Genomic DNA, 25,586 nt, shown 5'->3' with positions numbered 1-25,586 from the left:
ATATTCCACCAACAACTGCAGGTTTGATTCATTCGGTAGATGCTGCAAATTTAAAAAAGTGGAATGACTGGCGCACAGCATTGTTTTCGAAAAATCTTTTAAGCAAAGCTAAACTCCATACTGCAGGCCTCGTTTTAAAAAAATGGAAAAAAATGCCATTTTGGACGACGAAAGATGAAAAAAACAGCATAGCAACTTTTGAATATACCCTACCTAAAGCAACCGCGTTCAACGTTCTTTCCTTACAGGAAACCATCGCTTTAGGGCAACGTGTCGAGCGATTTAATTTGGAGATCTGGCAAGATGGAGTCTGGAGAGAAGTGTCGAAAGGAACTACTATCGGTAACAAACGTTTATTGACTTTTCCGACAGTTAGTGCCCAGAGATTAAGAATCAACATTTTACAATCTCGCCTAAACCCGCAAATAGAACAGCTGGGACTCTATTTCAATGAAAAAGGAGCATTTGAATAGCACATTATGATTTCAGCTTTAATTCCAATCACAAAAGATCTGAATAATTTTATTATGTTATACATAAGTTGTATTTTCGGATCTTCAATTTGTTTTTATGAACAAACTCAACCTTAAAATGCTATAGATGCAAAAAGAATCTAAATCTTATTTATCCATTTTTTCAACCCGAGGACTGAAATTTATACTATGTGCAATAATATCTATTGGACCAAATACTTTATTTGCTCAGGAACGAATAGTAACCATGCTCGAGGATGGATGGAAATTTACAAAACATGATCAGCCAAACTTCGCTGATATCGGATTGATTACAAGCGAATGGCAGACTGTTCGTGTTCCGCATGATTGGGCAATTTATGGCCCATTTAGTGCCAACAATGATAAGCAGCATATGGCTATTGCTCAAGATGGACAAAAGGAAGCATTGGAACATGCAGGTCGGACTGGTGGACTTCCGTTTGTAGGCGTTGGCTGGTATCGTAAAGAATTTGAATTGCCACAAAACGTTCAAAATAAGCGCACGGTTTTACAGTTTGATGGTGCTATGAGCAATGCTGTCGTTTTTGTGAATGGGAAAAAGGTCGGCAATTGGCCTTATGGCTATAATAGTTTTTATTTTGACGTTTCCGAGTATGTGAGTCCGGGTCAAAATTTGGTCGCGGTAAGATTAGAAAATAAGTCTGAGTCATCCCGCTGGTACCCTGGCGCAGGATTGTATCGAAATGTTCGATTGGAGATCACTGAAAAAACAAGTATTGCACATTGGGGCACCTATATTACGACGCCTGAGATCACAAAGGATTTCGCTCGAATTCAGGTTCGGACTGATTTAGCCGGTATAGATCTGTCGAAAGATTCTCTTTCCTTAGAAACTATTCTTATCGATAGCCATGGACGCATCGTGGCGAAGAAGAATGATCAGATAGGCAACTACCAGATCCAGCAGATGCAACAGGAATTGTTCGTTGAGAAACCACAATTGTGGGAATTGCAATCCCCCAATTTATATAAGGCTGTCAGCAAGCTCTATCAGAACGGCAAATTAATCGATAAATATCAAACCGTATTTGGAATCAGAAGCATTGCTATGGTACCCAATAAAGGGTTTTATTTGAATGGAAAGCTGACCGTATTTAAAGGAGTGTGTTTGCATCATGATTTGGGGCCTTTGGGAGCAGCTGTGAATGATGCCGCTATTAGGCGGCAGTTACGAATAATGAAAGATATGGGCGTTAATGCCATTCGCACTTCCCATAATATGCCGGCTCCGGAGCTGGTGCAAGCCTGTGACGAAATGGGTATTATGCTAATGGCGGAAAGTTTTGATGAATGGAAAATTCCCAAAATGAAGAATGGGTACAATCAATATTTTAACGATTGGGCCGAAAAAGATCTTGTAAATCTGATACGGCATTACCGCAATAATCCAAGCGTTGTGATGTGGTGTATTGGAAATGAAGTACCCGAACAAGGAAGTCCTGATGGATCTAAGGTCGCGCGGTATCTGCAAGATATTTGCCATCGTGAGGATCCATCTCGCCCCGTTACCCAGGGGATGGACAACCCTGATGCGGTTATAAATAGTAGCTTTGCCTCAACGATGGATGTTGCAGGCTTTAATTATCGTCCATTTAAATACCCCCAAGCCTATAAAAAGTTACAACAGCAGTTAATTCTTGGTACTGAAACTGCGTCTACTTTGAGTTCTAGAGGTGTTTATAAATTTCCCGTTGAACGAAAATCGATGGCAAAATATGACGACCATCAGGCTTCGAGTTATGATGTAGAGCATTGTTCCTGGTCGGATTTGCCTGAAGATAACTTTATTCAGCATGACGATCTACCTTACGCAATAGGTGAATTTGTCTGGACAGGGTTCGATTATTTGGGCGAACCGACACCCTACTATACAGATTGGCCAAGTCATAGTTCTTTGTTCGGTATTGTAGATCTTGCCGGTATCCCTAAAGATCGATATTATCTTTATCGTAGCCATTGGAACCAGGAATTGCATACACTTCATATTCTTCCTCATTGGAACTGGAAGGGACGCGAAGGACAGAAAACGCCAATTTTTGTCTATACAGATTACCCTGCAGCGGAAATTTTTATCAATGGAAAAAGTCAAGGAGTAAAAAAGAAAGATTTTGATGTTACCTTGGTAAATTCTAACGATAAAAAGGCACAAAATGATTTTATGCGTCAAAAGCGCTATCGCTTGATGTGGATGGATACTAAATACGAACCGGGTACGGTTACGGTAGTTGCCTATGATTCTTTAGGAAATATAGCTGCAAGAGATAGTGTAAAGACGGCAGGTAAGTTATATACTGTACGTTTAGACGTTGATCGGAAACAATTGAAAGCAAATGGAAAAGATATTGCTTTTATCACAGCTACGCTGGTTGATAAACAGGGGAATATAGTGACAGGCGAAGACCGAGAATTAAAATTAAAGGTAAAAGGTCAGGGGGCATTTAAGGCTGTGGCGAATGGAGATCCAACAAGTTTGGAATCATTTCAGAAGCCTTTCATGAAGTGCTTTAATGGTCAATTGGTTTTTCTTGTTGAAAGCAGAGACTCTGTTGGGGAAATTATAGCAGAAGTAGAAGGAAAAGGATTGAAGAAAGCAAGCGTCAAATTAACGGTGAAGTAAAAGATATGTTTCATCCTATAATGCTGTACAATCAGATAATATAGGTGTGTGTATAGATGGAATTTGCTTGTGGGGCACGATAATCTCATAAAGGTCTATTAAATATTGTAGAGAATTATTTGGCCTAATTAATGCATCAATTAATTATGTTTAAAAAAATGCTTTTGATACAACCTTTTTAATATCTTTGGTGAGTAACTTCATTTTATGAAAAGAGCTATTTTTTACTATTGTGCTCAGCTATTTTTCTTAATTCTAATTTTATTAATTGGAGGATGTTCCAAGAAGGAGAATATTGCGAGCAAAACCGATGAATATATTGATCAGGCAGAAATATTAAATCCTTTGAATCTTGTTGTAAGTGCTGCAAACAAAGATTTAATAGAGTTATCTTGGGATAAGGTGAACAGTTCGCATTTTAAGCCAGTATCCTATGCGATATATGTCGATAATAAGCTTGTAGCGAAGGATCTTAGTATAACAAAATACAGCTTAATTAATTTGCTTGGCGATACAAATTATAAGATCCGTGTAATTGCGAGTTCCCAAACGGGAATAACACAAGAACAAAGCATAGATGCAAGAACTGTTGGAGGCAGCACAACTAACGGAAGTACTTATGTTGAATACAAAATTCATACGCAATCACGTATAACGGGCAATAATAGCATCCGTCTTCTGGAAGATGGTGGACATTTAATCTGTACATTTTTGCAGCATGAGGGGGGAGAAACAAATTTTAAACTGATTGTATATCGTACAAATAATAAAGGCCAGATTATATGGTATCGCTTGATCCAGGATCTAAATTATTATGATTTACCACCACATGTAGTGTTGCCTTCTAAGCAAGATGAAGCTTTCATTATTGTTAAACACGATATTTATGTCATTGATCAGACGAATGGTAAACTGAAACTGGAGAAGCCCGTTTCGATAGATTTGTCTCCGAATGATTACGTTTCATCAGTTCAGTTTGACGCGTCACATAACATGATCATGGGTACAGGTGGGGGAGAGCTGTTAAAGGTTACTACCAGCGACTTTAAAGTTGTTTGGAAACGTAAAAATAGCTCCGTTGGCATTTCTTCAATTCAGTTAGACAATGCGCAACAGATCTATTATAGTTTGCTTGATTCTGAAGCAACAAAAATTAAGGTGCAAAAAACAGATCGGGACGGTAATGTGCTGGCTACTTTTGAGTTTGATGGAAAGCTTCCTGGCGATTACGAACGTCAATACCATATGCCTATTTTACTGAAAGATAAAAATGATATTTTTTATCTCTGGGGTTTTGACTTCTATTCCTATTCGTTAAGGTATGTCAAATTTGATAAGAATGGCAATGTCAAGGCAAAATTGGGTGAGTACGTCAATTTAAAGCCAGCAGGAGCTTTTTTTGATAATGATAACAATATTGTGGTCTATGGACAGCAAGAAGGTGGTGGAATATCCACTTATGGTACTATAAATAAGTATGACAGTGATCTGAAGCTCTTATCGACTTTACAATATCCTAATTTGGAGATGCATATGTTTAAAAATATGACCCAGAATGTCGATAATTCATACAACCTGTTTTTCTATTATATACAAACCTGGTCCTATGAAAATTTGAATTTCATTTATATTAAAACAAAATCAAATGGGCAACTTTAACAAATACCTTTGTCTACTGGGGCTTGTTTTTCTTATGTCGGCCTGTAAAACTGAAAAAAATGAGGTTTTTCCAAGGATTATTAATGAGGCCATCACTAGTGTCCGGGATAAAGAAATTTCAATGACCTATCAGATTTCCAGTCTAGGATATACAAAATCGGGCGTCAGGTACTATAAAAAAGATAATCCCAGTCAAGGAAAAAGTGTTGAAGCTGTTCGTGAAGGCGATATGTTTCGACTCACATTGAATGAACTGGATTCCGAATCTACTTATATTTTGGTGCCTTACATCGAGTATAATGGCAACACAATAGAATCTGAGCGTAAAACTGAAATAACCACAACTGCTCCATTCCCAGAAGATTTTACGCTCTTTTGGCCAAATACAGAGGCAGAGTATGATGAAAGGGGCCAGTTTAGGACTGTGGTTGAAGGGAAGAATCTTAATAATATTAATCTGAGAGATATTAAATTTCTATTTGGAATGGACACGCTTCACATGAACTATCCCATTGCAACGAAAAATGGAACCTATCAGATCAGTCTAACGGGTTATTATCCGTATCGAGACGGAAATTATATGTTGCGCGTGATTTATAAAGAGAAAGAGATCATTGGTCAGGCTATTGATTTTATTTATAAGGGAAATACATTGGCCATAGGACTGAAAAAGACGAACTGGAGAACTAATTATCCTTCGATCTGCAATGACCAAATCTATTATTTTTGGAACAATTCTGTTTCACATTTTGATCCTGAAACGAGCCGGTTGCAGAATATTGCTCATATTCCCGATACGATGGGGGTTATTCCGCCAAAGTCCGTATCCATTGGAAATCGAATATTTTTTCTTGCACTTCCAGTTAGCCATATTTTGCCTTCGCTAGAGCCGGACCTTTTCAATGGTTATGAGTTGTTTTGTCAAGCTTTTGACATTGAAAAACGCGAATTTTCAAAGTACTATTTTAGCCGGCCCCAACTTAAAGAATCGCACGGTTATAGTAATCATAGTATCTTTGTGCACAATAATGCGGTCTACCAAACGTATACACTTACAGTGAATTCTCGTGGAATAAAGAATATTGTCGCCAAATATAACCCGACAAAAGATAAATTTGAGGAGATCGCCACTTTCGATACTAATTTTTCCAGTGAATGCTTTGTCTCAGTTAAAGGCAGATTATATGCACTTGGAGTTTCAAATGTATTTGACCAAGGTTTCAATATCGGGTATACCTTAACGATATATGCTGTTGACGCGAACACATTTAAACTTACAGAATTATATCGTGTCGGAACAACAAATCAAACCTATCCTTATGCGCCAGTAGGTGCCATAAATTTTAATGGTGATATATTACTGGCATTGGACGTCAATAATTTTATGATGTACAACATAGTAAAAAACACGCTAAGTCCTATCTATTTAAGTATTAATGGAAATCATATGTATTTTGGCGGAATGTTCACTTATAAAGACAAGTATTACCTCAATGCTGATATTAACTTTTTAGAAGGCTCAATTTATGAAATGTCTATCCAATAACAACTGTATATGCTGGTTTATAGGAGTTTTATTAGTCCTTATGAGCTCCTGCAAAAAGGAAACCGTATATAACGAAATAGATGCTTTTGCAGATATTCAAAATAAAGTTACTTTAGATAAAGGCCAGTACATACTGTCTTTTACACTTGCTTCGTATCCATATAGTAAAGTTGAAGTATATGTACACGATGATCTTGCTGTTATGTACAAACAGACCGGAGGAAAAATCTACAATGCCGTGAGTCAAAATAACAATAAGTATAGTGTGTTCTTTTCCCCTTTAGAAAAATCGAAAAAATACTATTATCAACTGATTGTTAACGACAGCAACGGGAATTCAGTACGTTCAGCAATATTTAATTTTACAACTCAACCTTAATATCCATGTATAATAAGTCTACATTATTTTGGTGTTCATTTCTTTGTGTTTTTTTTGAAAGCTTTTTATTTGTAGCCTGTTCAAAGAAGGAATACCAGGATGTACTGAAAACAGTATATGAACCTAAGGCCGAGCCCACTGAACTATATGACGAATTCACCGTCCAGCTAAAGGGTAGCGCCTTACAAAAAGGGGAAACAGGTACATGGAGTATAACAAAAGGAACTGTAGTGGAAGATTATGTGAAAATCGACGACCCTAATAACCCTAATTCGTTTTTTAGGGGAGTGCCTGGAGAGGAATATATCCTTACCTGGACGGTAAAAGGTAGCGGTAATAGTAATACGGCCACAGTCGATGTTAAAATACCCGAGTTACATATCGATATTAAAGAAAACACACCTTCATCCTTTAAGACGATACTTCACTTTGCCGTGGATCCGAAATATAAAGGTAAATGGTCTTTCGATAAAGCTTATGGTCATCTACATAGCACATACCACGATGGTTGGGCCAGACCGGTAGAAGAAAATCCAACCATTGAATTGCATGGTTATTCCAATACCAGCTATCAAGTTACCTATACGATGACTTATGCTGGGAAAAATTATCAGTTTACCAAAAAGGTATAGACTGGCGAATATCAAGAAGACGAGGCATTAAATGAATTGCAAATGGGGCGCGGTGGGCGTGTTGTTGAAGATAAGGATGGACATATTATTGAAATGAATATGCAGGCTTCAGGTATAGCACATCGTTTTAATGACCCGGGCTCTTTTCCTGCGCTTAAGGCATTTAAATATCTAAGGAAGCTTATTTTAGGTGGATCTTCATTGAAAGATGTTCCGACTATTTTTGGCGATCATTATCTTGCCCTTGAAGAACTTAGTCTAGACAGAGTTGGCTATTATCTTACTATTCCTGATAATTTTGGCAATCTGACCAAACTGAAATCATTTCACCTGACACCGATGCGAACCCCCGATTTGGGATATACCGTGGTATTGCCAAAAACTTTTGGAAATTTAAAGTCGCTCGAAACCCTTATTATGCGGTATGTCGGCGATGTAGACTTCAACGGCACGTTGGGTAAACTGGTCAATTTAAAACACCTCGATTGCTTTGTTACCCAGCTTCCTTCAGATTTTGGAAACTTGACCAAACTGGTGTCTACGGAAGTTCTCGCGCAACAGGCTTATATCCCATCAAGTTTGAGTCAATGCCGTAATTTGAGGTTTGCACGTTTTAGTTTTGTTTATCCGGGATCATCACCAGTTACCTTGCCTTCGGATATCGATAATTTGACTAAGTTGGACACGCTTGAAATTTACGGAGAAAGTAGGCTTCAGCAACTGCCACAATCTTTTGGTAACCTCAAGAGCTTAAAACAACTTTGGATTCAAGGAGAAAGCTTGCAATCTATTCCTGATAATATTGGGAACTTGTCTAATCTTAGATTCTGGTTAGTGGGCGGTAATTTTAAAACTTTACCGGCTTCGATAGGTAACCTTAAAAAATTAGAAGATCTTTGGCTATCCCCTTCTGTAGAGAAGCTTCCAGATGAGTTCGGCGGATTAAGTAGTTTATCCTATCTGAATATGGAGAATAGTAGACTGACAACTCTACCGGAAACATTCGGAAAACTTAAGAGCCTGAAGGAAATCAATGCAAGGGCATCTTCGATTACTGATTTTCCAAGCAGTTTTGGACAATTGGACGGTCTGCTAAAACTGGATTTCAATTATAGCAAGCTCAAGAAATTTCCTGTAGAGATTTGTGCTTTGAAGGCCGTGAATAACGTTATTTTGAACGGTACAAATTTGGGTCGACTTCCCGATGAAATTTATTCCATGCGCTCAGGTGTGATTTTTACGCTATATCAATGTTTGAATATGGACTATGATCAATTAAAGGAAATCACTGCGAAAAGAGATGGTCTTGTATTTTATTACTGATAAGCGGATCATGATTGCCTGTAAATATGTTAATTTTTAAGGCATGGCCCACAGGAAGTAAACATAAAGTCCGATAGCACAGGATGCTCCAGATGAATGTTTACAGAATATTTTTGGACGGAAACAAAGGGGTATAACGTAATACTATTCAAGCTTAATGAAGTTTCAAAAATTTCTTTTCGGACGATCAATTTTGGGTAAATTCCAAAAGAATAGAATAAAATGATAAAGGAGCTGACCGCATGATCATCCTTTTTTTTGGAAGTATTATAAGGATAGCGAATGCGAGAAAAAAAAGAATTGTAATAACCGGAAAAACAAACGGTACTAGGCCATCAAAATTCACACAAAGCCCAAAAACTGTTAAAAATAAAATTGGTAATACGATTAGTATTATTGAAAAGTTTTATGGAGTCCAGTACTTTTTATAATACTCTAGCTGCGATTTTACATCGGGATCTTTCCCCTTTAATTTCCTATAATAACTTGTTAATATGATGCCAGACATGTCGTCAGGATGCCTGATTCCCCGTTTAGTCAAATATGCGGAGAGCCTTGAACCTCCCCAGAGGCCCCAATTATTTCTCATCCACATTCCAAATCCGAAATGTGAGCCGGCCATAAACTCTGACTCTGTCATTTCTCTTATTTTATTTTTGGTGCTATCATCCCAGAACGAGTCTATTTGGACAAAACAATCGTCAAGGTTTTTCGGGATATAAATACCGGCAATTGTGTCCGCATTCATCCGCTGTCTGATTTCCTTTTTCAATTTGTTTTCCTTCAGTTTGAATGCCTTCAGGAGAGAATCTTCTTTTACATAACCTGCTGAGAGTAGCTGTTTATAGTATTCCAAAATCACATCTTTTTTAAAGTTGTGGATTCCTTTATTATTTAAATATGTAAATAATGGAGATTTTCCAGTCGAAAGGAGCGAGTCAATCAATTCAAATTCACTTTCAAGTTCATTGTCGGTTAATTCACTTAACTCTACCTCATCACTATATTTGATTACGTTTTTTAGGCTATCCGAAACGTTAAGATTTAAGAATGAGGCTGTTTCTTTCAGATTTCTAGGAAGGGAGTTTTGAGCAGAAGCAGAGGGCAGTGACCAAACAACTGATATAAGTGCAAGCAATATAAATCTTAGGGTGGTCATATTATTGGTGTAAAGCAGTTTTAAATTCAACTAATTAGATCTAAATAATTCTTGAACTAATTTAAGAATTTATTCTTTTCTAACAGCTGTCAACTTAGGTAACGTTGCACAAGAAATGTAATATGCTTTCAAACAGTTATAAGACTTAAGTGATCAATTTAATATTAATGAATAAGATTATCGAAAATGGCTGGCAGCCTGTTCAATATTGAACGGCTAGTGTTCAATAACGGTCAGTATTAAGAAAGAAATTCGTTCGTAGTGTATTGGCAAATAGCGTGTTAAATTTATTGGCAAACTATTTGGAATCCCCATTCAAGTACAAAATAAATAAAAGATGGTAAAGCCTATTTCCAATATGTTCGAAAAAACTTCTAAATATGTATTGATTATCCTATTCAGTTTATCATTTATGCTTACCTATGGGCAGCGTAACGAAATTATGGATAAGCCAAAAGTTGATGAGCGTATCGAGCTTCTGAGTATTGTGTTTAGACTTGCTGGCAATCAAGAGTATAGCTCAGCTATTTTTAAGCGCTACGTTGATCGAATCAATGAACACTATGGTCCTTTTAAAGAACACGAATTGATCACTTTTGTCAATAAGATTAAAAATGAAAATGGCATAGGCTACGATGCAGTGATGAGTATGGCCATACATCTTGATGATAAGTTCAATCTTAAGCAAAAAAATATCAACGAAACCCTGGACAAAAGGTGGAGTAGAGCTAATGCTCTTCAATTCGCAACACTGTTAAAGAAGTTTTACAAAGACAGTAATAGCAAAGGATTTTTTCAGGATAACCAGGCACTGTACAATGAGGTACAAAAGCGCTTTCTTCCAATTTATGAACATATTGAATTGGACTGGTACCCTAAATTCTATGGTAAGAAACCATCCGAAAAGTTTTTGATTGTGAATGGTTTGGGAAATGGCGGCGGTAACTATGGGGTAGCCATTAAAAATCCACAGGGTCTTAAGGAAGTCTACGCTATTATGGGGACATGGAGTATGGATAGTCTTGGCATGGCTGAATTTCCTTTACAGAGCTATTTCCCTACATTACTTCACGAGTTTAACCACTCCTTTGTTAATTATTTATTGGAAAAAGACACGACAATTTTTAGAGACAGCGGCGAAAAATTATATAGCCTTGTAAAGGAGAAAATGAACCGGCAGGCATACGGTAGCTGGCAAACGATGTTGAACGAGGCATTGGTTCGAGCTGCGGTTATCAAATATCAAAAAGATCATAATTTCAGCTTCGAAGAGATTTCAAAGGAAACCAATGGACAGCTAGATAGGGGATTTCTTTGGATTGAGAAACTTGTTGATGAACTTGAACACTTTGATCGTCAGCGAGACTTATATCCTACTTTAGAGAGCTATATGCCTGTACTTGCCAAAGCTTATCGATCTTACGCTGCAGATATTTCTTCTTTAGATGCAGCTTTTGAAGAAAGAAGACCAAAAATCATTTCTTTTGAGGGAATTCAGGATGGACAAACCAATGTCAACAACACCTTAAGGGAGCTGAAGATAAATTTCGACAGGCCCTTATTGGGACAGGGACGGTCATTTAGGGGAGTTTCCAAAGAAGGTTTTCCGCTGATAAAAGGACATCGTTATTCTTCAGATAAGAAATCTGTTATCATTGATTGGGAGTTAGAACCAAACAAAACCTATGAAATTATCATTACAGGAAATGCATTCCGTACTGCAGATGGGATACCGATGAAAGACCATTATCTAAAATTTAGTACAAAGTAATTTACTGTAATGGACAATATTTGACCATATACATAATCAATTGTGGCAAAGGTAACTCACATTATCGTTGTGAGAGTTAAATAGGTTCATTCCATTGAGGTATACCGACAAACATATCATTTACAAATTTTTCTGTATACCGCTGCATTCCAGCTTCCTCCTTATCAAAGTAGGTCTTTATTTTTGAGCATACTTTAGGGTTGTAGCATAACTTGACGCGGAAGTTTTCGATCCATTCGGCCCGTATAACAATCGTAATTAATTTTTTTTGTGTCTCTGGACAAGCCGATTACAGTGATAGCTTGGCACATCCCAGCATACCAATCGATAATATACACTTTGGTGCCCGGGCTAAACTGTTTAGAGCCTTTGTGGGTTTCCATTTTCCCTTCACCATAACTAATTTCCTGTTTGATATTAGCTACTAATGTCGATAATGGTATAGGTTCTAAATGATCCATATTTATTCAGCGCTATTTTAATTAAAATATTTTCGCAACTAGCTTCATGATATCGCTTTACTGGTTTTTGAATTTACAAAACAGGATGTAAGAAATAGAACCGCATATATCACGCATTGCATCTCGTTGGTGGTCCGATATAAAGTTCGCTAATGAACATTAGTTATATCGATCCGTTAAACTATCATAAGTGAGATTGGGAAGAAGGCCTTATTAATTATAGAAATGGATAAGACATTTAGGGATTCATTTCCGTTTGGATCCGAAAAATCCTCCCTATGATCTCATCAATTGCCTTTATTTTTTGATTGGGACAATCGAAACAGCATAACCACCGCCTGCGGCACAATGTTGAACGATCGTGTCCTTTTTCGTTACTCTTGTAGTTTTTATTGTATACGCTTGTGGTTTTGTCTTATAGTTTGCGTCTGACGCATCAGCATAAATAGTTGCCAAATAGGTCTTTCCTTCATCCAGAAAATCAAATTTTATCTTCGATGTTCTGCTGGAATTTCCATTTACACTTCCTAAAAACCATTTTTCTGTATTTTTTTCTTTACGGGCAACGGTAATATATTGACCAGGTTCAGCCTCTAAATATTTACTGTCATCCCAATCCAGCCCGACATCTTTAATAAATTGAAAAGCATCTGGAAAACGATCATAATTTTCCGGAAAATCTGCTGCCATCTGCAAAGGGCTATACATCGTTACATATAGCGCCAATTGGTTGGCCAACGTACTATTCACATGGGCGCCATTGGCGAGGTTCATTTCAAAAATACCGGGGGTATAATCCATTGGACCGCCAATAAGTCTTGTGAAAGGCAAGATAGTTACATGATTGGGCTTTATGCCACCAAATGCATGGTATTCTGTACCTCTAGCAGATTCATTGCCTATCAAATTTGGCCAGGTACGTGCTACACCCGTCGGACGTACAGCTTCGTGCTGATTAACCATAATTTGGTAGGAAGCTGCTTTTTCTACAGCATACTGAAAATGGTTATTTGTCCATTGGCTATAGTGGTGTTCACCCAATGGAAGAATATTTCCTACATACCCACTTTTTACAGCATCATAACCCAATTGGTTCATCAGCCTATAGGCTGTATAGATATGTCGCTCATAGTTGCGGATAGATCCGGATGTCTCATGATGCATAATCAGTTTCACACCTTTGGCGTGTGCATAATCGTTTAATCCTTTGAGATCAAAATCAGGATAAGGCGTGACAAAATCAAAGACATAATCTTTATCATTGCCAAACCAATCTTCCCATCCGATATTCCATCCTTCAACCAAAACACCCTCAAAACCATGCTTCGCAGCAAAATCTATATACTTTTTAACGTTTGCTGTTGTCGCGCCATGGGTACCATTTGGTTTTGCCATACTGAAATCTGTTATTCCCAACTGGACAGACGGAAATTCATTTGTATAGGACCAACTACTCTTACCGGAAATCATTTCCCACCACACGCCTACATATTTTGTAGGCTTTATCCAGGAAGTATTTTGTATTTTGCTTGGCTCATTCAAATTATAGGTCATCTTAGACGCCAATATATCTCTTGCATCATCACTTACGATAATTGTTCTCCAAGGTGAGGTAGCGGGTGCTTGCATTTTACCCTTATCGCCATGTGAATCTGGCGTAAGCCAAGATTCAAAAACAAAATTTTTGTCATCCAAATTGAGGTGCATCGTCGAGTAATTCAGACAGCTTGCTTCATGTAAATTGATGTAAACACCTTCATTGGTTTTTAGCATCAACGAGGTCTGTACCCCCGTTGGCGAGAAGGAGGTTTGAGAGACGTTGCCGCCTTCGTAAGCGCTTCCCATCAAACCCCTTATTTCAGATAGTTTAGATGTGGTATAATTATATTCCTGGGTGTCATAATCGCCAGGAATCCAATAAGCGGTATGGTCACCAGTCATGGCAAACTGGCTACGTTCCTCTTTAATAGTGAAGTAATTTAGGTTTTTCTGCAGTGGAAATTCATACCGAAAACCGAGACCATCATCAAATAAACGAAAACGGATAATAATTTGGCGCTCTGTTTGTTTTTGGTTTAATGTGACAGCGAGTTCATTATAATGGTTTCTTACATTTTTAGTTTCTCCCCATACCGGTTGCCATGTTTCATCGAAAGTGCTGGTCTTTGAATCGGAGATTTCAAAATTGCTATAAAGCGAGCTCTTCTTTTTTATCTGGGTTTCACCATCCGTTTGTCCCTTTAAGTTTAATTCTTCATCCGGTTTGAGCTTGAGTTCCAATCCCAGATTGCTGGTCTTGATTACCACGTTGTTTTTAAACTTTAATTCGTAGGTTGGCGTACCTTCTTTTGTCAATCCAAAGGCCAGTTCAAATCTTCCATTGGGCGATTTTATCTGTTGCCCCCGTGCTACGATCCCGTTACAGCAAAAGACGACAAATAAAAGAAAAATTGATTTTTTCATCATTTCTATTTTAGCATATATATTAAAATTCAGTATTGTTATGAGCTTTGGATTACTTCGTTAATCGCAAAACTGTTACACCATGTGGTGGAATATTCTCAAGATAGGAACTCATTGTCCCCAGGTCTTCATGTTTCCATAAATCCCTTACCCGCCAATGGCTGCCAGATAAATCTGTAAAATTCAATCCTCTGGTTTGATAGTTACTCTCTCTATTAAAAAGGGCTATGACCCAATCACCATTGGTCAACTGACCTTTCCAGATCTGGCTTTTTGGATCTTTCGGATCGTTGGTTAAGGGTTTTCCGACAAATCCATCTTCTCTTAAAGCAAGTAGTTCCCTATTTTGGTAAAGCCAAAGATTTTTACCGATGGAATTATAACGGTCTCCAATTGTGACAGCGCCGCCAGAAATAAAGCAGGCTGAGATGACACTCTTCTTTTCATGATCATTGGAAAAAGTATTAATCCGAAGAAAATCAGCATCCAGTATCATCTTTCCTCTGCCTGAAATGTTAGACCAATAGGTCAGACCATCCATGCCATTTGCATATTGTGACCATCCAACACGTTTGATTCCACGTTCATTGTCGCTCCATCGCCACCATTTGCCATCTCCAACATCGTCGTTGACGCGGATCATGTGTCCGTATTTTTGCTCTACCTGCGCATCATTATAGAGATGTGGCATCACCAGACTTAAGAAAATTCCATTTTTATCGCAGGCTTCACGCATCCACCGAAGAGCTTTCTCGTAGTATGCCGCCGGACGTACTGGACCTACTGTCCCCATATTCCTATCTTTTCCATCTTCAAACCAGGAAAGAAAATCTACGCGTAGATAGCGCACACCCATATCCGCATAGTATTGAATATATCCTTTGACATATTCTTCGGCTCCCGGTTTGTCAACTTGTACCCACTTAAACCAGGTGGCCTGTTCATCTTCTTTCATGATGCTGGAAAGGGGAATATTCGTTCCTTTAATTTTTACACCAGCATCAGCAGCCAATTTGATTACCCATAGGGGGTTGTTGTATATTCCCAAAGTCATCCCTCTACCTTTCAGGTTATCGGACCACCAGGCGTAGTCGTGCTTCCATTTGGACGAGTGGGTTGTACGATAACCATCGGCGTTGTATTTAAAGTCGTCGCCCCAGCCGTCGATACAGACCATCTTGTAACCTAAAGATTTTAGGTTGTTGTCAATCCAGTTGATATTCTTTTCCCATTCATCTTCAGGAATATAACCATCCGTTTCGAAGTTATATTCGTAAGGGCTCCAATATAGTGGGCCGACGAACGGATTTTGCAAACTGTCTGGATGAATTATCTTTGTGGTTATATCATTTGAAGGAGTTTTTGAACATGCTGTCATAAACAGCATGTTCAAAAATACAAGTGGTGTAGCGAGTTGATGAAATCGTCTCATATGGCCTAATTTTTGACAATTGAAATTGTTTCGTAAAGCTGGTTGAAGGTAATTTTATACGTTCCAGCTTCGGTAATTTTCCATTTGTTGTCGATTTTACCCTCAGCGATAATTATTGCATCTTTTCCTGTTGTTCCTTCTCCATTGGTTGGTGGCATGAAGAAATCTCCGTCCCAGCTTCCGGTTGCGGTTGGGATCTTAAATTCGCCCACTTTTAATGAGCCTGTATAAGTAAACTCATAAGGGTTTCCTGCTGTAGGCACCATTGGTGTTGGATTATCTATTGTCCAGCCAGAAGGCACAGCGTCCCCTACGAGCCATATCTGCTTGTACGGGGTAAAAGGTTTGATCGTTATAAATGGGGTTGCACTGATATTAAGCAGAATCTTGTAAGCGCCAGCAGTTGCGATGTTCCATTTATAATCAGGGTTTCCACCCGGAACCAGCTGAACACCAGTTTCGGAAAGTTTTGGATGGTTTGCTAAAGGCATAAAGAAATCTGTCCCCCAATTTCCTGTCGCTACAGGGATTTTAAAGTCACCAGCATTCAATACTTCATTAAACTTAAACTGAAAGGCGTTGGTCGGATCTTTCTTCATTGCATTTGGGTTTTCAATATTCCAGCCATTTGGCGTAGCATCGCCCACCACCCATAGGGATGCATACGCCGCACCGACCGGACCAGGAACAACCTGTATGCTGATTGTTTTCGATGTAGTTGACAGCGTTTTTGACGGAATTAGTCCGAGCACCGTAATATCCAGTTTGGACTCTATATTGACCGTCATCTTCAATTTTTCAACTAGTATAGCGTTCAATTCACCCTGGGTAAACCGTTTGCTTATCGCTCCAGAGGCGACTGCTACACTATCCCGTTGCTCACCGTTAGCCAGGATTATTTTATAAGAGATCATTGAGTTTGAAAATGCCGGCCACGAAACCGTAAGCGCATCCTCAGACGGCTTACTCGGATTAATGACCACTTTATCAGCAGATGCTGTAATATCCGTAATTTCGAATGGCAGTGGAGTAGGTGCATCCAGTTCTTTCGAACAGGACTGCACCATTATTAAACATACGCCCCATAGCAGGATATTTCCAAGTTGCTTTGAAGCCGACAATCTTATATTCCAATTAAATTTCATAACTTTCAAAAGGTTTTATACTTACTAAAACTGATTAGTATCCGGGATTCTGTTGCAATGACGGAGTTAGTGTGAAAACACTCTGACCAATAGGATAAATTTTAGTATGATCACTATTATCAGGTTCTTTATCCCACCATTTTCCAGAATTGAATTTACCCCAACGAATTAAATCGGTTCGGCGTCTTCCTTCGACCAGGAACTCACGACCCCATTCATCGATCATTTCCTGATCGCTCAATTGCTGTCCCGACTCCAGGTACAGGCTGTTTGAGCCAGTTGGATAGTTACGCTTACGCACCGCATTCAACAATTTTGCGGCGGATCCTTTATCGCCGGTTCTATATTTACATTCAGCTAGTGAATAATAAATTTCAGCAAGTCTAATCTCTGCAAATGCCGAAGAAATGGTATTTGGATCCTTAGAAGGATATATCGGATATTTCGCAACCCATAAGCCAGAGTTGTCATCTGCATGGTTCATATTGGATTCTTTATCTGCGATCTTTGTTCCCGGAGGGGTATCTTTAAACCATCCCACCTGATCACGGGCAAAGATGGTATATCCTCGGTTGCTTTTGACCAATTTTGTCGGATCGCTATAATAGGGGAGGTAACCGAACAAAAACATACCTTCTCTTTTACTATTGCCAAGATTTTTATATTTCTTTAATCGAAGATCATCTGGATAGCGCTGAAATTTGATAAAGGGCTTACCGAGGGCAAAATTATACTCGACACTGTCCACATCCCGTCCTGGCTGAAGGGCATAGCGGGTATTCATATTTCCGAAATCGGTAAAGCCGAAGAAATTTTGAGCCTGATGCGGTGCCATCCACCAATACATATCCGAACTATAATGCCAGTGTGTGCGGGCCAAAGTTGCAGGGAATCCGTAGATAACTTCACTTGAATTTGCGTTATCGTAATCAAAAGGTTTTGACCATATCGTTTCCAATTGGTAATTGCCATATTTTCCGTCTATGATATCCTGACATACCGCAGCACATTCAGCATATTTGCTTTGACCCGTATAAACTTCAGCATTCAGATAAAGTCTGGCCAATAAGGCTGCGGCTCCGCCTTTTGTCCATCTACCAATACCCGTTGTGCCGAGATCCTGACGGAGTGGCAATCCGGGAATAGCATCTTTCAGCTCTTTTTCAATAAAGGCGAAGGTTTCAGCAGGTGTCGCTTGCGGCGGAGTTGCAGTTTCACCCTTTACTTTTGTTACCAGTGGAATATTCCGGTATAAATCAAAAGCCCGTAGGTTGAACCAGGCCCGGAGTGTCTTCAGCTCAGCCACAAAGTCGGCCTTTTCCGCTTCAGTGATCTGAACTTTTTGGATATCCACCTTTTCGATATCCTCAAGCGAGTTTGTAGCTAAACTGATACCCTGAAAAAGAGCTTTCCACATATCACTGGTATAATCATCCTGAACTGTCCAGGTATGGTAATGAGCCCGTTGGTATTTGCCTCCATCAAACCAGTCGCCATCCCTATTTGGGGTCATCAATTGGTCGGCAGGGAGTTCCTGCGCGTAAAATAGACCACCACCCTGAATCGACCAAAAGGCATGTTCAAACGGTCTCAAAAAATCACGGATCACATCTTCTCTTTTCTGTAAGAAATTGTCAGAAGTAATTTTATCATATAAGGTTTCGTCAAGCTTGGTACAGCTTGCGCTTCCCAAAATTAGGGTGCTAATGGAAAGGGGAATTATATAACGTAATGAAAATTTCATCTCTTTGTTGTGTTTAATCGTTAGAATTTAACCTGTAAGCCTGCTAGGAATTGTGCCGTCGATGGATAGTAAGACAAGGAAGTATTTATACCGGGTGTCAGTCCATTAACGGATATTGCTTCAGGATCACCTGTTGTAAACTTGGTGAAAGTATATAGATTGCGTGCTACGGCATACACCCGGATCGAACTGATTTGCTTGACAGGAGGTTTGATATTATAACCAATCGTAATATTGTCGATTTTTACAAAATCACCTTTCTCCAAGAAGTAATCCGAAAGAGTAGAATAGGTCTCTGCATTGGTCAACGCAGCATATTTGCCATTTCCATAAGCCGATTTGAGCACGTTCGCACCAGATTGCGTAACTGGGGTTCCCAAATAAAAAGCGGTCGTGTTAAAGAGGTCGTATTTAAATGAACCTCGTAAAAATACCGAAAGATCGAAGTTTTTGTAGGTAAAGTTCTGTCCCAAACTGGCGGTAAACAATGGTAATCCATTGCCTACAAAACGTTTATCTTCTTCCTTTGCTGTGTTTCCGGGTATAATATTGTTGTCCTTATCATACACCATCAAACGTCCAGTGGCGTCGATACCGGCAGATTCGTACATATAGAAACTGCCGATTCTCCGTCCTTCTTCCAAACGTTGAGCTGGTCCGGGAGACCCCGGCGAAGGCATATAGGACATGAATTGAAAGTTTTGCCCCTTATAAATGTCATTTGAAAAGGAAACGAATTTATTGCTATTTGATGCTCCAGCGAAACTTACCGAATATGAAAAATCTTTCTGGGTGAGGATTTTAGCATTCAATTGCACTTCCAGGCCCGAATTTTTCATAGTACCTACATTGGCAAAGGTTGTTGTTAACACGAATGGTGGAACCGGAACGTTATAGGAGCCTAGTAGATCTTTGTTGGTACGTACATAATAATTGATACTACCACTTATTTTTCGTTGGAAAAGATCAAAATCGACGCCGAAATTTAAGTTCTGTGCTTTTTCCCAACGAAGGTCATAGTTGGTATTCTGACTGGGACCCCAAACTTGGTACGATGCCCCGTTAAATGCAAAATAACCATAACCTTGATAAGTATCTAACGAAAGGTAACTGCCAAAGTCCTGATTACCCGTCTCACCGTAATCTGCTCGAAGTTTCAGGTCATTGATCCAAGAAGCTTTCGGAAAGAAATCCTCTTCCATAATTCGCCAGCCTAAGGAGAGCGCGGGGAAATAACCCCATTTGTTCAGTCTTCCAAATTTAGAAGAGCCTTCATAGCGCAAACTTGCCGATGCATAATATTTATTTGCCAAATCATAATTTACTCTTCCAAAAAAAGCGATCAGTTTCGCATCATTTTTATATGAACCAACCGATCTGAATGTGTAATCACCCGGCTGTGGATTGGTAGGAATAGGGACGTCATATTGACCTGAGCCCAGATTGTTATACGTCAGTACATCGGATGGGAAATTTTGGTTACCCGCATTCATTCCTGAATACAGAAAATAATTATATGCATATCCTCCTAATACGTTAATATTATGTCTTCCGAAACTTTGTTTGTAGTTTCCTGTCCATTCAAATACATACTGGTCACTTTTTTTATAATTTCTTCCTGCTGAATTTCTACCACTATTTCCATTAATCGCGCCTGTATTGTAGGACGGTGTAAAATTGAAATCAAAAAAATCAGAAGATTGTTGTGCCAACGTTACCTGTGTAGACAAGTTTTCCAAAATGTTAAGTTTAAAAGCTGCATTCCAGTCCAGGTACTTGCCCTCGGTTCCATCCAATACCGTGCGAAGTTCTTCAACAGGATTATAAGCACCAGAAAAACCCGTATTGATATAATTGAATAAGTTTGGATTTTTTGCATCCATCACCGGCAATGTCGGATTTAGTGTCAAACTTTGATTGAATGCATTATAACTGGCATTATTTGCTTTAAGGAACCTGGGCGCAATGGTTACAGTGGCTGTATACAGGTTATTGGCCGAGGTATGGGACAGATTCAACCGCGCCCCGTATTCTTTCTTGTCTGAACGTAAGTCCAATCCATGAGCATTGCGCAGGTCAAATGAGACGATATAATTGGTTTGTCTGTTTCCACCAGCTAACTGAAGCGTATTTTTTTGATTAAAGGCGAATTTGCGCGATACTTCGTTAAACCAATTGGTATTTCCTCCAAAATCCGTTCCTCGGTTGTGTTTTAAAAAATCTTCGGCACTGAGAACCTGGATACGGTTATTCGGTAAGTCAAAACTCGCATATCCATCATAAAATGCGTAAGGCTCAGATGTGCCTTTTTTTGTTGTGATAATAATTACGCCATTGCTCCCACGTGTTCCATAGATAGCAGAAGCTGCACCTCCTTTGAGTATATCGATTGATTCAATATCGTTTTGATTTAAGTTGTCAACATTTCCCCCAGGAACACCATTAACCACATAAAGCGGTCCAAGTCCGGCGTTGCGGGAAGACACACCACGTAGTTGCAGACTGGGAGAGGAATTCGGATCTGACTGGCCAGTGTTTACTACACTGAGTCCCGCTACCTTGCCAGCAAGAGCATTAAGTACGCCATTTCCACCAAATACGTTGAGATCCTTACCGTTTAGATGTGTAATGGCGCTGGTTACTTCTTTTTTATCTAGGGTTCCGTAGCCAACTACTACAACGTCCGCTAATCTTTCTTCATTTGTTTCAAGCGTTAGATTATAGACAGTGGCGTTATCAATATTCTTTTCCAATTTTTTATAGCCTAGAAAACTTATCTGTAATTTATCCCCGACATTTACTGCGGATAGTGAAAATCTTCCTTCGTCATCTGTTTTAGTAGCTTTTGGTTTTCCGGATACGGTAATAGAAACACCGGCCATTGGTTTACCTGTCACATCAAGAATTTTCCCTTGAATGTTTTTTTCTTGAGCTTGTACCCATGTCATTATCAGTATCCACATAAACACAGTTAATAGATACTTTAAAGACGAGCACTGTCTTAAATAGATTACCCTCATAAATTGGTTGTTTAAAATTTTTAAATTATCCCTTTTTTGCTGCTTAGGTATTTTCTAAAACAGCCATTGGTTACAGTTCCAAATCTAGAGAAACCAAATCCCAGGAAAAAGATCGTAAACGCAAAATATAAGTCTGGTGAATGTTTAAGTATTTGATTATTAGCTGTTATATCTATATTTTTCTTTAGAAAAATATAGATATAACAGCAGTAAATTAGGTAGGGAAATAACATTTAGCGTACCGAATAATCTAAATTTAACACGCAGTACGATATGTAATACAGCGAATCAGAGCTGTATAGATGGGTATTTAAACGTATCGGGTGTCTTGTTTCTAAATACTTTTAATCGTTCCGATCTGCATGATGTTTTTATCAAATTCATCCTTATCTATGATAGCTTTGCTTTTAATTTTTGCCCGATAAGTATAAATTGTGTTTAAGGAACAATGGAGAAATCCAGCAATTTTGGATGAATCATTTACACCGAGTCTGATTAGGGCGAAGATGCGCAATTCGGTATTCAAGAGCTCATTCGTTTTAAGCATTATCTTTCCATCTTCGGTCAGCAACGAGTTTATATCGTCTACAAAACTGGGAAAGAGATGAAGAAAAATATGATCAAAGGTATTAAACAGTTCCTTTTTTTCTTTGTCTATTCTCTCGTTAGATTTAACCAAGTTAAGGAGCTCCGAGATTTTGTCTCCCATGATCATTTTCTTTATTAAGGTCTGAAATTTCTCCAATTTCGTGATGTACATTGAACAGATATCAAGAAAATGTCCGATGTATACCTCTTTGATGTGATTGGATTCATACAACAAATTGTTCGTTTTGGACAATTTGTTGTTTACAATTTTATACTCTTCATTTTTAGTTTGTAATTCGTCATTTAGTTTATTGAGATCCTGATTTGCTTTAAATAATTCGAGCCTGAACCTACTCACTTTTCTCATCTGTTTATAAACATATATTATCGCTAGTATCAATAATATGGAAAGGACGGAAGCAACAATTAAAAACGTAAACAATTGCTCCTTTTTTTGTTTTTGATGTTCCTGATAAGAGGTATCAATAATTGGGAAAATTTGAGAAACTTCATAGGTCCTAAATTTAGCATTGCAGAAGATTGCGTCTTCAAGCGATGATTTTATACACATATAGGATTCATCGATGTAACCTTGTTGGTGCAGTAAAAATGCTAACGCTTGCATGGAAGTATTTTCTTTTATCGCATTTTTAATATCGCAAGCTGCGGATATAATCAGCAGTTCGCACTGTTTGCCTACATTGCCTTCCTTTCGGTATATTTCTGAAAGTGAGAATGCAAGCATTGCTTTTTCATGGCTATCTTCCTTTATTGTCGCGAATATTGAATTCAAGATTACTTTAGCCTCTTTTATTTTGTTCAGGTCGATCAGTTTTTCTGCATATACCATTTTGTAGTGATTCGAAGATTCATCAAGCAGCGTTAATAAAGAATCACGATAATTACGGCTAATTGCTAAATAATTTTTTTGGTTATAATTATGGTATGCATAAAACTTGAAAAAGTTCTTTTGAGCATCCAGATATTTTATTTTTAGGTGATTGTTTAATTTTTGGATGGGTATTCTATCCAAAATATCTTTAGAATCAATGTACATACCTGCGACCAGATAATGTAGAGAAAGGTCTAATTCAGTTTCTAGTATCCAATTTGGACTCTGGAGTTTATTTGCCAGTTCCAAATTTTTCTTAGCATAATAAATAGCGGAATCAGATTTATAGGATGCGTATGAGCTACTCAGCTGTTTTTGTAATTCAAATTTTAGATTCAGATTTTCGGTGCTATTGTCCAGCTTTTTTTTTATCAGGGAAAGATAAAGCTCTTTTTGCTCAACAAAAGTATCTTTATTTTGAATGAGATTAGTAAGATTGAGAATTGAGGAGTCTTTTAAAGCAATCGCTTTAGTTTTGGAAATTGTGGCTATAAAAAATAAAATCAGATATAAAAATACAGGTTTTCCCATTTATATTAGTAGAATACTATTCAAATTAAAGAAATTGAGCAGATCAAATATAAATAAATAACTTGAGTTTGTTCAATGGCGCTTTTTTTATAATAGATCATATCCGAGATTAAACACAATCCTGCGTGTTGAAACATTACACCAATAATGACCTATTCCATTTTCAGATACCTGCCCTCGAACGAACCCGTTATAACGTCTGACACATGTAGCGGTTCCGTGGCTTTTTGGGTTACGCTCCAAACTGCTTTAAATGGTGGTTGCAATGTTTGTATATGAACTGACCTAATTGGGCTCTGGACATTCTACCAAAGAACCAATGTACAAATGTAGCTTTTTCAAATGTTTCATATTGCTCGATTAATAATTGCGTTACTGTCATTTTTCCCCAAAGAGCATCGCTGTCCTCGTGTAATAAATTAATTCTTTCGATGACCGCTTCTCTTATGTTTTTCTCAAATATTGATTTCATATTAGGAACATTTATCTATTCTATCTGGATTTTGATCATTTGCAGTCTTACAAATCTAACAGATTTGTTCTTCGATCGACTTTGCATAGGATAAGAAATAGAATTGCATATCTATCGCATTACATCTCGTTGATAGTCTGATAGACAGGATAATTTTTTGAACAAGATATTTTGAAAGTGGATTTTTAGCCCTGGATCAAACTGCCGGAAATGTTGTTTTGGGTGTTGGGAAAACGGGCATCTCGTTATATACGGTCGACAACTGTTCCGTAGAGGGAAATATTATTGAGGGGAATGATTCCAATGAGGTCGGTATCGATATTCAATCTTCTTCGGTACGCAGATCATCAGATATCAATGTGAGCGGAAACCAGATCAAAAGCGGATTTAAAAACGGTATCAACACTTTTAAATCGACAGGAACAGGATTTGACAGGATAGCTATCACAGACAATCGGTTGAAAACTGTGGTGCAGCATATCCAGTTAAAAGGTAAATTTTGAGCTACTTTAATTTCGTGCTTAATTTATTTCTGCAAAGTATACATCTCCGAATATCGCAATAACAAACATGAGCAAATAAAAAATGTGAAGTCTGGATATACTTGAACAAGCTGACCCCTCAAAATTGAATTAGAATTAGGGATGCGTAGTGCGTTTAAAGCTGTTATTCAACTGCCATACTGGCTGATGTTGGTTCTTCCCCACTTTTGGTGGTAATACCATTATATTTGTCTTCAATTAGCGTTCATATTTTAATGAATGCATCAAAACTTGTTTTTTCGGACGATGGTGATAACTTCAGGATTATATCAGTAGATAACCAGCAAGATGTACTGGTAGTTTATGTGCAGAGTACTACCCAAAGTGCTGTCTGCCCAAACTGCTGCATCACTTCGAAAAGAATCCACAGCTATTACACCCGCAAGATCGCAGACCTTCCTGTCTTTGGTAAAACTTCCAGAATTATTCTTCGCTCTCGTAAATTTTATTGTCATCAAGACGAATGTCCGTTCAAAATATTCACCGAGAGGTTCGAGAGTCATTTCAGGCCATATAAACGGAGGACTGAGCGTCTGGAAAGTAAGATCAGACAACTTGGGCTTCTTGCCGGAGGAAGGCCTGCTCAGCGGATTTGTACCATATTGTCTATACCCACTAGCGATACGACTATACTACGGTTGATTGAAAAAAGCGATTTTTCACCAGCAAAAGGTGTTGAAAAATTTAAGTGAGGC

18 protein-coding genes and 1 pseudogene are annotated in these 25,586 nt (G+C 38.3%); 10 read left to right on the top strand and 9 right to left on the bottom strand.

What is annotated here, in order from left to right; all coding sequences use genetic code 11:
• From B4Z90_RS07270 to B4Z90_RS07240, 7 genes and pseudogenes are all read left to right on the top strand, one after another.
• Positions 1-473, top strand: a pseudogene (locus B4Z90_RS07270) (alpha-L-fucosidase); the annotation flags it as partial.
• Between the two features lie 127 nt (positions 474-600).
• On the top strand, positions 601-3,132 hold the full coding sequence (locus B4Z90_RS07265) for a glycoside hydrolase family 2 TIM barrel-domain containing protein (RefSeq protein WP_286801660.1): 2,532 nt from the start codon (positions 601-603) through the stop codon (positions 3,130-3,132).
• A 207-nt stretch (positions 3,133-3,339) separates the two neighbouring features.
• Complete coding sequence (locus tag B4Z90_RS07260; protein WP_286801658.1) at positions 3,340-4,791, top strand: hypothetical protein; 1,452 nt, start codon at positions 3,340-3,342, stop codon at positions 4,789-4,791.
• Positions 4,778-6,337: a hypothetical protein gene (locus B4Z90_RS07255; RefSeq protein WP_139145010.1), complete on the top strand. Its 1,560-nt coding sequence runs from the start codon at positions 4,778-4,780 to the stop codon at positions 6,335-6,337. Before B4Z90_RS07260 ends, B4Z90_RS07255 begins: the two co-directional genes overlap by 14 nt.
• A 40-nt stretch (positions 6,338-6,377) precedes the next feature.
• Entirely contained in the window at positions 6,378-6,716 is a 339-nt protein-coding gene (locus B4Z90_RS07250; RefSeq protein WP_070566777.1) for a hypothetical protein, read from the top strand.
• 5 nt (positions 6,717-6,721) lie between these two features.
• The gene (locus B4Z90_RS07245) at positions 6,722-7,348 is read left to right on the top strand and encodes a hypothetical protein (RefSeq protein ID WP_286801657.1); all 627 of its coding nucleotides are present in this window, start codon (positions 6,722-6,724) and stop codon (positions 7,346-7,348) included.
• Between the two features lie 42 nt (positions 7,349-7,390).
• The gene (locus B4Z90_RS07240) at positions 7,391-8,671 is read left to right on the top strand and encodes a leucine-rich repeat domain-containing protein (protein ID WP_286801655.1); all 1,281 of its coding nucleotides are present in this window, start codon (positions 7,391-7,393) and stop codon (positions 8,669-8,671) included.
• Positions 8,672-9,077: 406 nt separating this feature from the next.
• On the opposite strand, the gene B4Z90_RS07235 is transcribed toward B4Z90_RS07240, so the two are convergent.
• On the bottom strand, positions 9,078-9,830 hold the full coding sequence (locus B4Z90_RS07235) for a DUF6794 domain-containing protein (protein WP_083295984.1): 753 nt from the start codon (positions 9,828-9,830) through the stop codon (positions 9,078-9,080).
• A gap of 337 nt (positions 9,831-10,167) precedes the next feature.
• Here B4Z90_RS07235 and B4Z90_RS07230 point away from each other — a divergent pair, with 337 nt between their 5' ends.
• Positions 10,168-11,601: a DUF4932 domain-containing protein gene (locus tag B4Z90_RS07230; RefSeq protein WP_286801653.1), complete on the top strand. Its 1,434-nt coding sequence runs from the start codon at positions 10,168-10,170 to the stop codon at positions 11,599-11,601.
• Positions 11,602-11,795: 194 nt separating this feature from the next.
• On the opposite strand, the gene B4Z90_RS07225 is transcribed toward B4Z90_RS07230, so the two are convergent.
• The 8 genes from B4Z90_RS07225 to B4Z90_RS07190 all read right to left on the bottom strand — a co-directional run bounded on the left by B4Z90_RS07225 (position 11,796) and on the right by B4Z90_RS07190 (position 24,349).
• A complete protein-coding gene (locus B4Z90_RS07225) occupies positions 11,796-12,062 on the bottom strand; it encodes a hypothetical protein (RefSeq protein ID WP_070566772.1) in 267 nt (88 codons plus the stop codon).
• Positions 12,063-12,359: 297 nt separating this feature from the next.
• A complete protein-coding gene (locus B4Z90_RS07220; RefSeq protein WP_286801651.1) occupies positions 12,360-14,528 on the bottom strand; it encodes a glycoside hydrolase family 97 protein in 2,169 nt (722 codons plus the stop codon).
• A gap of 49 nt (positions 14,529-14,577) precedes the next feature.
• Positions 14,578-15,957: an alpha-galactosidase gene (locus tag B4Z90_RS07215; protein ID WP_139145008.1), complete on the bottom strand. Its 1,380-nt coding sequence runs from the start codon at positions 15,955-15,957 to the stop codon at positions 14,578-14,580.
• A 5-nt stretch (positions 15,958-15,962) separates the two neighbouring features.
• Positions 15,963-17,102: a SusF/SusE family outer membrane protein gene (locus B4Z90_RS07210; RefSeq protein ID WP_070566766.1), complete on the bottom strand. Its 1,140-nt coding sequence runs from the start codon at positions 17,100-17,102 to the stop codon at positions 15,963-15,965.
• Between the two features lie 34 nt (positions 17,103-17,136).
• Complete coding sequence (locus B4Z90_RS07205) at positions 17,137-18,846, bottom strand: RagB/SusD family nutrient uptake outer membrane protein (RefSeq protein WP_070566764.1); 1,710 nt, start codon at positions 18,844-18,846, stop codon at positions 17,137-17,139.
• A 20-nt stretch (positions 18,847-18,866) separates the two neighbouring features.
• The gene (locus B4Z90_RS07200) at positions 18,867-21,809 is read right to left on the bottom strand and encodes a SusC/RagA family TonB-linked outer membrane protein (protein WP_070566761.1); all 2,943 of its coding nucleotides are present in this window, start codon (positions 21,807-21,809) and stop codon (positions 18,867-18,869) included.
• A 391-nt stretch (positions 21,810-22,200) separates the two neighbouring features.
• Entirely contained in the window at positions 22,201-23,877 is a 1,677-nt protein-coding gene (locus tag B4Z90_RS07195; RefSeq protein WP_070566759.1) for a DUF6377 domain-containing protein, read from the bottom strand.
• Positions 23,878-24,109: 232 nt separating this feature from the next.
• The gene (locus B4Z90_RS07190; RefSeq protein ID WP_070566757.1) at positions 24,110-24,349 is read right to left on the bottom strand and encodes a DUF1569 domain-containing protein; all 240 of its coding nucleotides are present in this window, start codon (positions 24,347-24,349) and stop codon (positions 24,110-24,112) included.
• A 218-nt stretch (positions 24,350-24,567) separates the two neighbouring features.
• Here B4Z90_RS07190 and B4Z90_RS07185 point away from each other — a divergent pair, with 218 nt between their 5' ends.
• The gene (locus tag B4Z90_RS07185; RefSeq protein WP_070566755.1) at positions 24,568-24,852 is read left to right on the top strand and encodes a right-handed parallel beta-helix repeat-containing protein; all 285 of its coding nucleotides are present in this window, start codon (positions 24,568-24,570) and stop codon (positions 24,850-24,852) included.
• 254 nt (positions 24,853-25,106) lie between these two features.
• Positions 25,107-25,583: a transposase family protein gene (locus tag B4Z90_RS07180; protein WP_376781411.1), complete on the top strand. Its 477-nt coding sequence runs from the start codon at positions 25,107-25,109 to the stop codon at positions 25,581-25,583.
• Positions 25,584-25,586 lie beyond the last annotated feature (3 nt).

Source organism: Sphingobacterium sp. UBA5639, assembly GCF_002421245.1.
GTDB lineage: Bacteria > Bacteroidota > Bacteroidia > Sphingobacteriales > Sphingobacteriaceae > Sphingobacterium > Sphingobacterium multivorum.
This window is presented reverse-complemented; position numbering and strand designations above follow the sequence as displayed.

What these genes read in the sequence shown, in the direction of transcription:
- B4Z90_RS07255 (WP_139145010.1), top strand. Translation starts at nt 4,778, where the DNA reads ATGGGCAACTTTAACAAATACCTTTGTCTACTGGGGCTTGTTTTTCTT.
- B4Z90_RS07225 (WP_070566772.1), bottom strand. Translation starts at nt 12,062, where the DNA reads ATGGATCATTTAGAACCTATACCATTATCGACATTAGTAGCTAATATC.
- B4Z90_RS07250 (WP_070566777.1), top strand. Translation starts at nt 6,378, where the DNA reads ATGAGCTCCTGCAAAAAGGAAACCGTATATAACGAAATAGATGCTTTT.
- B4Z90_RS07260 (WP_286801658.1), top strand. Translation starts at nt 3,340, where the DNA reads ATGAAAAGAGCTATTTTTTACTATTGTGCTCAGCTATTTTTCTTAATT.
- B4Z90_RS07190 (WP_070566757.1), bottom strand. Translation starts at nt 24,349, where the DNA reads ATGAAATCAATATTTGAGAAAAACATAAGAGAAGCGGTCATCGAAAGA.
- B4Z90_RS07220 (WP_286801651.1), bottom strand. Translation starts at nt 14,528, where the DNA reads ATGATGAAAAAATCAATTTTTCTTTTATTTGTCGTCTTTTGCTGTAAC.
- B4Z90_RS07265 (WP_286801660.1), top strand. Translation starts at nt 601, where the DNA reads ATGCAAAAAGAATCTAAATCTTATTTATCCATTTTTTCAACCCGAGGA.
- B4Z90_RS07215 (WP_139145008.1), bottom strand. Translation starts at nt 15,957, where the DNA reads ATGAGACGATTTCATCAACTCGCTACACCACTTGTATTTTTGAACATG.
- B4Z90_RS07200 (WP_070566761.1), bottom strand. Translation starts at nt 21,809, where the DNA reads ATGTGGATACTGATAATGACATGGGTACAAGCTCAAGAAAAAAACATT.
- B4Z90_RS07180 (WP_376781411.1), top strand. Translation starts at nt 25,107, where the DNA reads ATGAATGCATCAAAACTTGTTTTTTCGGACGATGGTGATAACTTCAGG.
- B4Z90_RS07205 (WP_070566764.1), bottom strand. Translation starts at nt 18,846, where the DNA reads ATGAAATTTTCATTACGTTATATAATTCCCCTTTCCATTAGCACCCTA.
- B4Z90_RS07230 (WP_286801653.1), top strand. Translation starts at nt 10,168, where the DNA reads ATGGTAAAGCCTATTTCCAATATGTTCGAAAAAACTTCTAAATATGTA.
- B4Z90_RS07240 (WP_286801655.1), top strand. Translation starts at nt 7,391, where the DNA reads ATGGGGCGCGGTGGGCGTGTTGTTGAAGATAAGGATGGACATATTATT.
- B4Z90_RS07235 (WP_083295984.1), bottom strand. Translation starts at nt 9,830, where the DNA reads ATGACCACCCTAAGATTTATATTGCTTGCACTTATATCAGTTGTTTGG.
- B4Z90_RS07210 (WP_070566766.1), bottom strand. Translation starts at nt 17,102, where the DNA reads ATGAAATTTAATTGGAATATAAGATTGTCGGCTTCAAAGCAACTTGGA.
- B4Z90_RS07195 (WP_070566759.1), bottom strand. Translation starts at nt 23,877, where the DNA reads ATGGGAAAACCTGTATTTTTATATCTGATTTTATTTTTTATAGCCACA.
- B4Z90_RS07245 (WP_286801657.1), top strand. Translation starts at nt 6,722, where the DNA reads ATGTATAATAAGTCTACATTATTTTGGTGTTCATTTCTTTGTGTTTTT.